General features: G+C 70.8%; 14 protein-coding genes. 5 read left to right on the top strand and 9 right to left on the bottom strand.

Features of this window, described 5'->3' with window-relative positions; all coding sequences use genetic code 11:
* From ACFFNX_RS26590 to ACFFNX_RS26580, 3 genes are all read left to right on the top strand, one after another.
* A partial coding sequence (locus tag ACFFNX_RS26590; RefSeq protein ID WP_378207861.1) for an ROK family protein occupies positions 1 to 286 on the top strand: 286 nt, incomplete at its 5' end.
* A complete protein-coding gene (locus ACFFNX_RS26585; protein WP_378207858.1) occupies positions 283 to 1020 on the top strand; it encodes a GntR family transcriptional regulator in 738 nt (245 codons plus the stop codon). The genes ACFFNX_RS26590 and ACFFNX_RS26585, both read left to right, overlap by 4 nt.
* Positions 1021 to 1039: 19 nt before the next feature.
* Positions 1040 to 1825 (top strand): sugar isomerase domain-containing protein, encoded by a 786-nt coding sequence (locus ACFFNX_RS26580; protein ID WP_378207855.1) that lies wholly within the window; start codon positions 1040 to 1042, stop codon positions 1823 to 1825.
* A 177-nt stretch (positions 1826 to 2002) separates the two neighbouring features.
* Here the strand turns inward: ACFFNX_RS26580 and ACFFNX_RS26575 are convergent, their stop codons facing one another.
* The 9 genes from ACFFNX_RS26575 to ACFFNX_RS26535 all read right to left on the bottom strand — a co-directional run bounded on the left by ACFFNX_RS26575 (position 2003) and on the right by ACFFNX_RS26535 (position 10865).
* The gene (locus ACFFNX_RS26575) at positions 2003 to 3025 is read right to left on the bottom strand and encodes an LLM class flavin-dependent oxidoreductase (protein ID WP_378207851.1); all 1023 of its coding nucleotides are present in this window, start codon (positions 3023 to 3025) and stop codon (positions 2003 to 2005) included.
* A 120-nt stretch (positions 3026 to 3145) separates the two neighbouring features.
* Positions 3146 to 3916 (bottom strand): IclR family transcriptional regulator, encoded by a 771-nt coding sequence (locus ACFFNX_RS26570; RefSeq protein ID WP_378207848.1) that lies wholly within the window; start codon positions 3914 to 3916, stop codon positions 3146 to 3148.
* Positions 3917 to 4040: 124 nt separating this feature from the next.
* Complete coding sequence (locus tag ACFFNX_RS26565; RefSeq protein ID WP_378207845.1) at positions 4041 to 4580, bottom strand: enoyl-CoA hydratase/isomerase family protein; 540 nt, start codon at positions 4578 to 4580, stop codon at positions 4041 to 4043.
* The gene (locus tag ACFFNX_RS26560) at positions 4577 to 5434 is read right to left on the bottom strand and encodes a 3-hydroxyacyl-CoA dehydrogenase family protein (protein WP_378207842.1); all 858 of its coding nucleotides are present in this window, start codon (positions 5432 to 5434) and stop codon (positions 4577 to 4579) included. The genes ACFFNX_RS26565 and ACFFNX_RS26560 overlap by 4 nt, the downstream gene beginning before the upstream one ends.
* A 33-nt stretch (positions 5435 to 5467) precedes the next feature.
* Positions 5468 to 6952 carry a CoA-acylating methylmalonate-semialdehyde dehydrogenase gene (locus ACFFNX_RS26555; RefSeq protein WP_378207839.1) on the bottom strand — a complete coding sequence of 495 codons (1485 nt, stop codon included), beginning with the start codon at positions 6950 to 6952 and terminating at the stop codon, positions 5468 to 5470.
* 15 nt (positions 6953 to 6967) lie between these two features.
* On the bottom strand, positions 6968 to 7747 hold the full coding sequence (locus ACFFNX_RS26550) for an SDR family NAD(P)-dependent oxidoreductase (protein WP_378207835.1): 780 nt from the start codon (positions 7745 to 7747) through the stop codon (positions 6968 to 6970).
* Entirely contained in the window at positions 7744 to 8976 is a 1233-nt protein-coding gene (locus ACFFNX_RS26545; protein ID WP_378207832.1) for a CaiB/BaiF CoA transferase family protein, read from the bottom strand. The genes ACFFNX_RS26550 and ACFFNX_RS26545 overlap by 4 nt, the downstream gene beginning before the upstream one ends.
* Positions 8969 to 9739: an enoyl-CoA hydratase-related protein gene (locus ACFFNX_RS26540; protein ID WP_378207829.1), complete on the bottom strand. Its 771-nt coding sequence runs from the start codon at positions 9737 to 9739 to the stop codon at positions 8969 to 8971. The genes ACFFNX_RS26545 and ACFFNX_RS26540 overlap by 8 nt, the downstream gene beginning before the upstream one ends.
* Before the next feature lie 16 nt (positions 9740 to 9755).
* Positions 9756 to 10865, bottom strand: a complete 1110-nt coding sequence (locus tag ACFFNX_RS26535) for a zinc-binding dehydrogenase (RefSeq protein WP_378207826.1) — start codon at positions 10863 to 10865, stop codon at positions 9756 to 9758.
* A 260-nt stretch (positions 10866 to 11125) separates the two neighbouring features.
* Here ACFFNX_RS26535 and ACFFNX_RS26530 point away from each other — a divergent pair, with 260 nt between their 5' ends.
* Entirely contained in the window at positions 11126 to 12499 is a 1374-nt protein-coding gene (locus tag ACFFNX_RS26530; protein WP_378207823.1) for an MFS transporter, read from the top strand.
* 60 nt (positions 12500 to 12559) lie between these two features.
* Positions 12560 to 12787, top strand: a 228-nt coding sequence (locus ACFFNX_RS26525) for an FAD-dependent oxidoreductase (RefSeq protein WP_378207820.1), incomplete at its 3' end; no start/stop codon positions are given.

Here is a 12787-nt window from a genome sequence, read left to right as displayed (position 1 = left end):
CGCCGCCGCGGGCGACGCGGCGTGTCGCGCGGCCGTCGAGGAGTACGGGCACGCGCTCGGCCGCGGCCTCGCCGCGGTGGCGAGCGGCTGGGACCCCCAGATCCTCGTGGTCGGTGGCGTGGTCGCCCCGTACTTCGCGATGCTGTCCCCGAGCATCGCACGCGCGTTCGACGACTGGGCCTCACCCGCCGGCCGCCAGGTCCTCCGCGTTGCGGCTCGCCTCGGTACCGATGCCGGCGTCCTCGGGGCGCTGTGCCTTGCTGATCAGATGCGGAGCGAGCAGTGACCGACGACAAGCGCCGTACCGACCCGGCCGTCCCCCGCTACGCGTACGTCGAAAGCCAGCTCCGGCAGCGCATCACGTCGGGGGAGTGGGCGCCCGGCCAGGCGATCCCGGCCGAGAAGGCGCTGTGCACGGCGTACGGCGTCAGCCGCATCACCATCCGGCACGCGCTCCAGCGCCTGGTGAACAGCGGCCTGCTGATCCGCGAGCAGGGGCGCGGCACGTACGTGCGCGAACCCGGCCTGACCGCGCGTACGCGATCGGTCCGGTCGTTCACCGCGGAGATGCACGACCTCGGCATGAAGCCCGGCAGCCGGCTGCTGTCCCTGGAGGAGATGGCCGCGCCGGCCGATGTGGCCGCCGCGCTGCGCCTCGACGTCGGCGCGCGGGTGATCCGGGCGCACCGGGTCCGGCTCGGCGACGGCCAGCCGATCGGGGTGCAGAACGCCTATCTCGTCGCCGAGCGCTTTCCCGAGTTGACCGGGATCGCCCTGGACGGTGAATCGCTGTACTCCGTCCTGCAGACCAACTACGGCGTCATCCCCGAAGAGGCGCAGGAGACCTTCACCGCGGGACTGGTCAGCCAGGAAGAGGCCAGGTTACTGAAGGTGCCGGTCGGCGCCCCCGCCTTCTACGTCGAGCGCGTCACCTACGACGGGAGGCTGCCGTTCGAGTACGTGGCGAGCGTCATGCGGGGCGACCGATACCAGGTCACCGTCACCATCCGAAACACCTAGCGCACGCGAGAGGAACACCATGCCCACCGGTCCGAGGTACACCCGGCAGGTCATCGACCTGCTCCAGAAACTGGCGGACTCCCAGAACGAGGCGCTCGACCGGGCCGCCACGGCCTGCGCCGACTCGCTTCGCACCGGCAACCTCATCCACCTGTTCGGCTCCGGCCACTCCGTCATCCCCACGCTCGACGCCTTTCCCCGGTACGGCAGCTTCGTCGGCCTGCACCCGCTGACCGACCCGCGCCTGATGTGGCACAACGTGCTCGGCCCCGGCGGGGTACGAGAGTTGCTCTGGCTGGAGCGCGTGGAGGACTACATCGACAAGTTCCTCGACCACGAGCCGCTGTCCGCGGGCGACACGCTCGTCTGCTACAGCCACGGCGGGACGAACTCCGCCGCGATCGAGGCGGCGATGTACGCGGGCAAGCGCGGCATCACCACGGTCGCGGTGACGTCGGGGGACAGCGCCAAGCGGCCGGCGAAGCACTCCTCCGGCAACCTGCTGGGCGACGTGTGCGACGTGGTCATCGACACGGGTGTGCCGGTCCAGGACGCCCTGATCGACATCCCGGGCTGGGACCGTCCGACCGGCGGTTCCTCCACCGTCCTGGCCACCGTGGTCAGCCACGAACTGATCACGCGAACCGCCGAGATCTGCGCCGGCCGCGGCACGGTGCTGCCGACGTTCGTGTCGCCGACGGTGCCCGGCGCTTCGCTGGCCTCCAACGACGAGGTGTTCGCCGCTCACGCGAAGTACCTGCACGCGGCGCGCGGCCGGGCCCTCGACGCGGACACGTCCGGCTGAGGCCGCTCCGACGAACCGATGCGGGGAGCGGTCCGGCGCGACGCCCCGCGTCGCGTTCGTCGGTACGGCGGCGGTCTCCGCCACGGGGAGAATCAATAACGCATCGCGCCGATGAGTTGCCATACTGCACCGTATGGGGCCGCCGGGGTGGAGACCGCCGGGTGGAGATGTCCGTCGTCAGCGCCAGCCGAGGTCCGGTGCGACGTGGGTGAGGATGTTCTCCAGCAGGTGCGCGTTGTAGTCGACGCCGAGCTGGCTCGGGATGGTCAGCAGCAGGGTGTCCGCGGCCTGGATGGCCTCGTCCTGGGCGAGTTCCTTGACCAGGACGTCCGGCTCCGCGGCGTAGGACCGCCCGAAGATCGCCCTGGTCGTCTCGTCGATCATGCCGACCTGGTCCTGTGAGTTGCGGTCGCCGCCGAAGTAGGCGCGGTCCAGGTCGGTCGTGAGGGCGAAGATGCTGCGGCTCACCGACACCCGCGGTTCGCGCGAGTGGCCGGCCTCCTTCCACGCCTCGCGGAACGCCTCGATCTGCTTGCGCTGCTGGACGTGCAGCGGCTCGCCGGTCTCGTCGTCCTTGAGCGTGGAGCTCTGCAGGTTCATGCCGAGCTTCGCGGCCCACACGCCGGTCGCGTTCGACCCGGAGCCCCACCAGACGCGCTCGCGCAGGCCCTCGGAGTGCGGCTCGAGCCGCAGCAGACCCGGCGGGTTGGGGAACATGGGCCGTGGGTTCGGCCGCGCGAAGCCCTCGCCCTCGATCACCGTGAGGAACGTCTCGGCGTGCCGGCGGGCCATGTCGGCGTCCGTCTCGCCCTCGGCGGGGGCGTAGCCGAAGTAGCGCCAGCCGTCGATCACCTGCTCGGGGGAGCCGCGGCTGATGCCGAGCTGGAGCCTGCCGTCGGCGATGAGGTCGGCCGCACCGGCGTCCTCTGCCATGTACATCGGGTTCTCGTAGCGCATGTCGATCACGCCGGTGCCGATCTCGATCTTCGAGGTACGCGCACCGATCGCGGCGAGTAGCGGGAACGGGCTGGCTGCCTGGCGGGCGAAGTGATGCACGCGGAAGTACGCCCCGTCCACGCCGAGTTCCTCGGCCGCGACCGCGAGGTCGATGGACTGGTGCAGGAAGTCGCTCGCGGTACGGGTCCGAGACTGCGGGCTCGGCGTCCAGTGCCCGAAGGAGAGGAAACCAATCTTCTTCACACGAACCCCAGCGCGTGGCGGCCGCATTTGATTCCGGCGCGCCGTACCGCCCGGTACCGGTACGTGGACGCCCGGCCGTCGGCCGTGATGGCGGTCACGTCGGCAGGGGGCTCCGCGCGTTCAGAATGTGGCGAGTCTCTTGGCGATCCGGTCGGCGAGCTTCTGGATCTGCGTGACGAGCTGGTCGTGCGTCACGCCGTCGACGGTGGACTTGACCACGCTGAACGCGACCGCGCCCATGGACTCGACGTCGTCGGCGGACGGCTTGCGGCCCGGAACGGCGATCGGCGCGCCGAAGCAGATCATCCCCGGCACGGTGTCCCCGTCGTCGATGGCGTAGCCCCGGGAGCGTACGAGCGCGAGTTCGTCGATGAGCTCATCGGCCGTCGTGACCATCGGCCCGAACGGGCTCTGCAGGCCGGAACCGCCCGCGTACAGCTTCCGCACGTAGCCGTCATCGTGCAGCGACAGGAGCGACTTGCCGGTCGCCGTCAGCGCCGCGGGCAGTCGCATGCCGACCTTCTGATAGCGGACGGCGATGGGTTTTCTCCCGAGCCGCCGGGCCAGATAGAGGCTGTCCAGCCCGTCGAGGACGGCGAGCACGATCGACTCATCCGGCAGCCAGGCCGACGCCTCGCAGACCTCGTTGAACTGCGAGACGATGTCGGTGTCGGCGAGGCGCTTCTGGCTGAGCTCGACCAGCCGGAGTCCGAGACGGTAGCGGCCGTCTGCGAGCCGGTCCACGAGGCCGGTGGCCACAAGGCTCGCACACAGGTTGTGCAGTGAGCTCTTGGGCAGTCCGGAGACGGCGGCGAGCGCGGTGAACCCCATGGGTTCGTCGGACGCGCCGAGCGCGTCCAAGATCTGTGCTGCCTTCTCGATGGCGGGCACGGGCACTCCGTTCATAATCTCGAACAGCGTTCAATTGTAGATAGGCTCGTCGGGTAAGTCGACTCAAAAGTGTCGGCTTGATGGCGCCGAACTCGGTTCAAAGCCGCAAACACGCCTCGTCTCCTCACTTCACTCCGCGCAGGAACGCCGTCATACGGTCCCGCTTCTCGGGGGATTCGAAAAGTAGCGCCTGCCCCAGCAGGTCGACGTGCGGATGAGCCGACTCTGGCGCGTCGATCGCGTACTTGGCCAGGCGCAGAGCGATCGGCGACGCGATCGTGATCTGATCGAGCAGGGCGTGCGCGGCCGTCAGCAGTTCGTCCGGGGGCACCACCGCGTTGACGAGTCCGAACCGCAGCGCCTCGGCGGGCAGGAGGCGCCTGCCGGTGAACATCATCTCCTTGGCCCGCCCCTCGCCTATCAACCGGGGCAGACGGTACGCCGCGCCGGCGCCCGGAAGGATCCCGAGCCGTACCTCGGGTTGCCCGAAGAAGCTACGGTCGGTGCAGACACGCAGATCACAGGCGTACGCCAGTTCGGCTCCGCCCCCCAGGGCGGGCCCATCGACGGCGGCGAGCGTTGGCAGTGGCAGCCGCAGGATGCGGGCGAACAGACTCTGGTTGATCGCGGCGAGCGCATCGTCGCGCTCTTCGACCTCGATCACTGTTCGACACCGTCCGTCCAGGTGTAGAAGCCGTGGCCGCTCTTCTTTCCCAGCCTTCCGTCGGCGACCATGCTCTCGAGCAGCGCGGGCGGCGCGAAGCGGTCACCGTACGCGGATCGGAGTGTCCTCGCGATGTCCAGCCGGACGTCGAGTCCGACGATGTCGGTCAGCTCCAGCGGGCCCGTCGGATGCCGGTATCCGAGCGTCATCGCGCGATCGATGTCGGCCGGTGCCGCCACGCCGTCCTCGACCATCCGGATCGCCTCGAGGCCGAGCGCCACACCGAGCCGGGACGTGGCGAAACCGGGCGCGTCGTTGACGACGATCGGATCCTTGCCCAGCCGATCGCCCACGGCCAGCGCCATGGCCCGCGCCTCGCCCGACGTGGACGGGCCGACCACCACCTCCAGCAGCGGCATCGCCCAGACCGGGTTGAAGAAATGCAGGCCGACGAACCGGTCCGGGCGATCGAGCGCGGCCGCGAGCGCACGGATCGAGATCGATGAGGTGTTGCTGGCGAGCAGCCGCGGCTCGAGCCGCTCCGCCGACCCGAGCACCGCCCGCTTGAGGTCGGCGCGCTCGGGAACCGCCTCGACCAGGACGGACGGCTCGCGTCCGGCCGCGTCGAGGCTCTCCACAACCCGCACGCGTCCGCGGGCGGCGACGGCCTCCTCCGCGGGCGTCCGGCCGGCGGCCACGGCCTTGTCCCACCGGTCGCGCAGCCGCCGCGTCGCGCGCCGGGCCTGGTCCGCGTCGGTCTCCACCAGTTCGACGTCGTACCGGCGCGACGCCGCGACGTAGGCGATACCGACGCCCATCGTGCCCGCGCCCACCACCACGAGACGGTCGGTCACGTTCCGCACACCCTTCCTCCGTACATCCGCCGGCTAACGGTTCGCCGTGAAGGCGAGGTCGACTCCGGCGGGCGGCTCCGGCCAACGCTGGGTGACCACCTTGGGGCGCGTGAAGAAGCGCACGCCGTCCTCGCCGTAGGCATGGAGATCGCCGAACACCGAGTCCTTCCAGCCTCCGAACGAGAACGGCGCGACCGGCACGGGGATCGGCACGTTGATCCCGACCATGCCCACCTTCACCTCGTTCTGGTACGTGCGGGCGACGCGCCCGTCCATGGTGAAGATCGCGGTGCCGTTGCCGTAGCGGTTCTCGTTGACCAGCGTCAGCGCCGCGTCCAGGGAGGGGACGCGCACGACGCACAGCACCGGGCCGAAGATCTCGTCGGTGTAGACCGACATGTCCGGCTCGACCTGGTCGAACAGGCTCGGGCCGAGCCAGAATCCGTCCGGGTCCCCGTCCGGGACGGCGGTCCGGCCGTCGACGACCAGTTCGGCTCCCGCGGCGACCCCGGCGTCCAGGTAGGACGTGACCTTCGCCAGATGCTCCCGTGTGACCAGCGGCCCGAGGTCGACGGCGCGGCGCCCGTTCCCGACCTTGAGCCGGGCGATGCGGGCGACGATGCGCGACACCAGTTCGTCACCGATCGGATCGACGGCCACGACGACCGAGATCGCCATGCAGCGTTCCCCCGCGGAGCCGAAACCGGCGCTGACGGCCGCGTCCGCCGCCGTGTCGAGGTCCGCGTCCGGCGCGACGACCATGTGGTTCTTGGCGCCGCCGAGCGCCTGGACCCGTTTGCCGGCGGCGGAGGCCGTCGCGTGGACGTGCCGGGCGATCGGGGTCGAGCCCACGAACGAGACCGCGTCCACATCCGGGTGGCCGAGCAGGGCGTCGACGGCCTCCTTGTCGCCGTGCAGCACGTTCAGTACACCGTCCGGCAGGCCGGCCTCGGCGAACGTGTCCGCGATGACCCCGGCCGCCGACGGGTCCTTCTCACTCGGCTTGAGCACGACCGTGTTCCCGCAGGCCACCGCGATCGGCACGAACCACAGTGGGACCATCGCCGGGAAGTTGAACGGAGAGATGACCGCCACGCAGCCCAGCGGCTGGCGGAGCGAGAAGACGTCGATCGCACTGGCGGCGTTGCTGCTGTACTCCCCCTTCTGCAGGTGCGGCATGCCGCAGGCGAACTCGGCCACCTCAAGCCCGCGTGCGACCTCGCCGGCCGCGTCGCCGAGGACCTTCCCGTGCTCCGAGGTGATCACCTCGGCCAGCTCGGCCGCACGTTCGCCGAGCCGCTCGCGGAAGCGGAAGAGCACGGCCGCCCGCCTCGCCACGGAGGTGGCCGCCCAGCCGGGAGCGGCGGCCGTCGCGGCCGCCACGGCCTGGTCGACCTCGGCGGCCGAGGCGTAGGGCACCTCGGCGGTGACGCGGCCGATGGCCGGGTCGTAGACCTTTCCGGTACGCGGACCGGTCGCCACCCGGCGGCCGTTGATCCGATGAGGAATGCGTTTCATTGCTCGTTCTCCCGATCAGACGACGGCGCCGGCGGAGACATGGACGACCTGCCCGGTGATCTGGCGGCTCTCCGGCGCGCAGAGGAACACGATGGCCGCGGCGATGTCGTCGGGCTGGGAGAACCGTCCGAACAGGTTCGCCGTGGGCCCCTGACGCGCCCGTGCGGTTCGTGCCTCGTCATCGTCGTTCTCGCCGTAGATCGCGGTGGCGGTGACGCCTGGCGCGACCGCGTTGACGTTGATCTCGTGCGGCGCGAGCTCGCCGGCGAGCGTACGGGTCAGGGACTCCAGCGCCGCCTTGGAACTCGCGTACGGGTGCGAGGAGACGACCGCGCGGTGCGCGGACGCGGAACCGACGTTGACGATGTTCCCGCCCCGGCGCCCTCCGGCGGTCATGTGGGGCACGACGGCCTGGGTGACGAACACCGCCGCCTTGAGGTTGATCGCGTGCACCGAGTCCCAGATGTCCTCGGTGATGTCCGCGAGCCCCACGCGGGGCCCCACGATGCCGGCGCAGTTCACGAGAATGTCGATGTGCCCGAACCGCTCGGCGATCCGGTCGACGCACGACCGGATCTCGCCGACGCGGGAGAGGTCGCAGGGGCTGGACAGGCCGGTGCCCGGGCCGTCCGCCGTGATCCGGGCGGCGACCTCGTCGGCCGAACCGGCGTCCTTGTCGAGGACGGCGACGGAGGCCCCCCGGGCGGCGAGCGCCAGCGCCGTCGCCCGGCCGATGCCGGAGGCGCCCCCGGTGACCACGGCCGTACGCGATGACCACGATGCCTCGGCGGTCACAACCCTGCTCCTTCCACGTTCTGGCCCGACAGGACGGCCTGCTCGGCCTCCAGCTCGGCGATCTCCCGCGGTGAGTAGCCGAGCTCGGCCAGCACCTCACGGGTGTCGCCTCCCAGCCGTGGCGGTGGCGTCGTGGCGGGCCGCGGCGATGCGGAGAAGTGCAGGGGACTGTTCACCAGGCGCACGTCGCCCAGCCGCTCCATCGGCACGGTCACGACGGCGCCCATCGCCTCCAGCTGAGGCTCCATGGCCGCCTCGGCGAGATCCCGCACGGGGGAGTTCGAGACACCCGCGGCGTCCAGCCGGGCCACGCATTCGGCGGTGGTGAGCCTCTTCGTCGCGGCGGACAGCAGGTCCACCAGCGCGTCGCGGTGCGCGTACCGGGCCTGGAGGGTCGCGAAACGCGGATCGGCGGCGTGCCGCGCGATGTCGAGCGCGGCGCACAGCCGCTGCCAGGCCCGCTCGTTCGAGGACGTGATGCACACCCACCCGTCGCGGGTCTGGAACGCCTGGTTGGGCAGGCCGAGGCCGTTCGCCGTGCCCATGGGGCGCGGCACGGTGCCGTTCAGCCAATGGTCGACGAAGAAGTAGTTGAGGGTGTTGACCTGCGCCTCCAGCATCGACGTCTCCACGTGCTGGCCCAGGCCGGAGCGTTCGCGCTCCCGCAGCGCCGCGAGGACGCCGATCGCCGCGAACATCCCGGCCATCAGGTCGCCGACCGGCGCGGGCGTGCGCACCGGCGGGCGCCCGGGCTCGCCCGTCATGCTGAGGAGCCCGCTGAGAGCCTGGATGGACAGGTCGTTCGCGGCCCGCCCGGCGAGCGGCCCGGTACTCCCGTAGCCGGAGATCGAGCAGTAGACCAGCGACGCGTTGGTGGCCGAGACCTGGGCGTATCCGAGCCCGAGGCGGTCCATCACCCCGGGCCGGAAGTTCTCGATCACCACGTCGGCCGTGTCGACCAGGCGTCGTGCGACGCGCAGGCCGCCGGGGGCCTTCAGGTCGACGGCGACGGACCGCTTCGTGTGGTTCATGGCGAGGAACGGCGGGCCCGGGCTCTCCGGGTCCGGCCGGGTCCCGTAGTCCCTCGCCTCATCGCCGCCGTCCGGTCGTTCGATCTTGATGACGTCGGCGCCGAGACCGGCGAGCACCTGCGAGGCGAAGGGACCGGAGAAGACGCGGGTGAAGTCCACGACCCGGGTTCGGAGCAGCGGCGCCTCGCGGTCAGGCATAGTGCGGCTTTCGCTTCTCGAAGAAGGCCCTGGCCGCCTCCTGGGAGTGCGGATGGTCGGCGAGGCCACCGGTCAGCGTCTGCTCGTAGCGGTAGCCCTCCTCGACGTTGAGCGAGCCCAGCTCGATGTGGTTGAGCCCGCGTTTCAGCGTGGGCAGCGCGGCGGGGGACTTCTCGGCCAGGACGTTCGCGAGCCGGCTCACCTCCCCGGGCAGTTCGGTCGCGCTCACGATCCGGCAGGCGCCGCCGACCCGATACAGCTCCGCGGCGGTGAGGGGCTCCCCGGTGTAGGCAAGGTAACGCACGAGCTGCTCGGGAACGAGGCGGGCGAGGTGGCGGGCACCGCCGAGCACGCCGACATCGATCTCCGGGAGCCGGAACGTCGCGCCCTCGGCGGCGATCACCAGGTCGACCGAGCCGAGCAGCCCGACGCCCGCGCCGACCGCGGCCGCCTGCACACCGGCGACGACCGGGACGCGGCATCGGTAGATGGCCGCGAAGGCCTCGCGCACCAGCCGCGAATGGCGCTCGTGCCAGCCCGGATCGTCGGTGTGCCGCAGCGAGAAGAAGTTGATGTCGGTCCCGCCGCAGAAGGCACGCGTTCCGGTCGAGGTCAGGGTGGCCGCACGCACGTCCACGTCGTCCGTGATGCGGGTGAAGGCCGAGATCAGCTCCTGGTAGGTGTCGTCGTCGAGCGCGTTGACCGGAGGCCGGTCGATGACGACGGAGGCGATGTGGTCCTTGACCGAGTAGTGCAGGGTCACCGTTCTCGTTTCTCCTTCAGAGCCGGGTGTCAATGACGAGCACACCGCGTCCAGCGATCTTGCGGTCGGCCAGGGCCTGGTAGGCGACCGTGACCTCCTCGAGCGTGAACCGGTCGGTGACGATGGCCGACAGGTCGATACGGGCGCCGGCGGCCAGCCGGATGACCGCCGGCATGGCGGCGCCGGGACTCGCGCCGTAGGAGCCGGAGACGCGCAGCTTGCGGCGGACCAGCCGGCCCATGTCGAAGCTCGCCGGGGTGCCGGGGCGTGCCAGCCCCACCACGACGGCGTGACCGCCGTCTCCGCAGACGTCGACCGCCGTCCGCAGGGTGCCGGGATCGCCGATGGCCTCGAAACAGACGTCGACTCCACGGCCGTCCGTCGCCTCGCGCACCGCCGCGACGGCGTCGCCGCGAGCCGCGTTCACCGTACGGGTCGCGCCGAGCGCGGCGGCGGCCGTGAGCTTGTGCTCCTCGATGTCGATCGCGATCACGTCCGCGGCGCCCGCCGCCCGCGCCAGCGCGATGAGGCTGGATCCCACCCCGCCCGCGCCGATCACCGCGACCGAGTCGCCGAGACCGACCTCGGCGACATCGTGCACCGCGCCGTAGGCGGTGAAGACGCTGCAGCCGAGGACGGCCGCCGCGACGAGGTCGATGTCGTCCGGGACCGTGAACAGGTCGTTCGCGGGGACGACGCAGTACTCCGCCAGACCGCCCATCGAGTACATCCAGATCGGGTCGCCCGAGTGGGTCCGGTGCCGGCTGGTGCCGTCGAAGAGGACTCCGCGCCGGCGGTTCTTGACGAGGAACTCCAGGCAGAGCTCCGGCCTGCCGCGGGCGCACTGCTCGCAGGCGCCACAGGGGAGGATGAAGCTCGCGACGACCCGGTCGCCCTTCCGTACGTTGGTGACGCCCGTTCCCGTCTCGGACACGACGCCGGAGACCTCGTGACCGAGGACGCACGGGCGCGGGAAGGCGGTCGCGCCGGTCAGCACATGCAGGTCACTGTGGCAGACACCGCAGGCGGCGACCCGCAGCAGCACCTCGCCGGCACTCGGAACCGGAACCGCGATGTCCTCGATCGCCGCGTCGATTCCGGTGTCCGTGCACACCGCCGCTTTCATGAGGCCTCCAGCCAGTTCTAAATATCGAACTCGGTTCACATTGGCGCGGAGGCTCATGCTGGCATACGTCCGGATGATGTGTCTATGGGCCGTACTTCTGCTTGTCGTGGCCTTGTCAGCGGATTTGGCGACCCGTACCATGCCGGGGCAAAACTCGGTTCATCATCTTGAACCATCCTGGAGGGTGTGTTGCGGCACCCACCCGCCCCCGGAGAAGGCGGCCGTTCTCTCCACACGATCCTCGACAGCAGGGGTCTTTCATGACACTCGCGAACACGCTGGACGCGGCACAGCTCACACGATTCCGGCGGAGGGTCACCGCCCTGTCATCGTGCGGCATGTTCCTCGACGGGTTCGACCTGACCGTGATCGCGGTCGCGCTGCCCGTCCTGAAGAAACAGTGGGACATCCCCTCGACGACGCTCGGCCTGGTCAGCGCGTCGGCCCTCATCGGCATGCTCCTCGGCGCCCTGGTGTTCGGGCGGCTGACCGACCGGCTCGGCCGCAAGACCGTCTACACCCTCGACCTCATCGCGTTCGTCGTGTTCGCGCTGCTGACCGCCGTCGCACAGAACCTCTGGCAGCTCATCCTCTTCCGGCTCCTGCTCGGCATCGCGATCGGCGCCGACTATCCGATCTCCTCGTCGCTGACGGCCGAGTTCGCCGCCACCCGCTCACGCGGCCGGCACATCGCGCTGATGTCGATGGCGTACGGTGCGGGAGCCGTCGTCGCGTACCTGATGGGCATCGCGTTCGCGGGCACCGGTTCGAGCTCCTGGCGGTGGATGCTGCTCGTCGGGGCCGGACTCGCGGTCGTGGTGACCATCGCCCGCAAGACGATCCCGGAGTCCCCGCGCTGGCTGAGCTCTCAGGGGCGCGGAGACGAGGCCGCCGCGATCGTCCGTGACCTGGTCGGCGACGCATCGGACACCGGCCAGGCCGAGTCGCCGAGGCTGGAGGCCCACCGTTTCGGCGAGCTGTTCTCGAAGCGGTTCCTGCGCTTCACCATCTTCGTCTGCGTCTTCTACTTCTGCTTCGCCGTCGCCTTCTACGGGGTCCAGCTCTACACGCCGACCATCGTCGGCGAGCTCACCGGCAGTTCCACCCGGCTCGCGGCGGTCGGCTCCGCGATGGTCTCCTTCGTCGGAATTCTCGGCATGCTCGTCGGGTCGGTGCTGGTCGAGGTGTGGGGCCGGCGTCCCGGCGTGATCCTCGGCATGTGCGGACAGGGCGCCCTGCTCGCCCTGCTCGCCATCCTGTCCCACGCCCCCTTCGCCGGCATCGTGATCATGTTCGCCGCGGGACTGTTCTTCGCCAACATCGGCCCGGGCATCATGATCCTGCTGTACCCGAGCGAGCTGTTCCCGACGGCGCTGCGCGGCAGTGCCGTGGGCCTCAGCGTCGGCGCGAGCCGGATCGGCGCGATCCTCGGCGTGTTCGTCTTCCCCGACCTGGTCGATGCCTGGGGCCTCCACCACGCGCTGTGGCTGTTCGCCGGTACGGCGCTGCTGGGCGCGCTCGTCTGCGTGGTCCTCGCCCCCGAGACGCGGGGCAGGGTCCTGGAGGACATCGCCGAGGACGCCGGCACCGCGCCCGCGACCCACGCCCCGGCCGCTCCGGCCTCCGGTCCCTGATCCCCGGCGAGCGCTCCCGCCGGGGGTGTAATTCCGGACCGCCGGGGCAAGGCCCCGATCATGGCCGATGTCGACGCGGTGGTGGTCGGGGCCGGGCCGAACGGGCTGACCGCGGCGGTGACGCTCGCCCGCGCCGGGCTGGCCGTCCACGTCTATGAGGCGGAGCCGACCGCGGGCGGTGGTGCGCGGACGGCGGAGCTGACGCTGCCGGGCTTCCGGCACGACGTGTGCTCGGCGGTGCATCCCCTCGGCGCCGGCTCTCCGGCACTTCGCGCGCTGCCGCTCGAA

The organism is Actinoallomurus acaciae (genome assembly GCF_042429965.1).
GTDB lineage: Bacteria > Actinomycetota > Actinomycetes > Streptosporangiales > Streptosporangiaceae > Actinoallomurus > Actinoallomurus acaciae.
The sequence above is the reverse complement of the archived record's forward strand: the minus strand, read 5'-3'. Positions and strand labels throughout refer to the sequence as shown.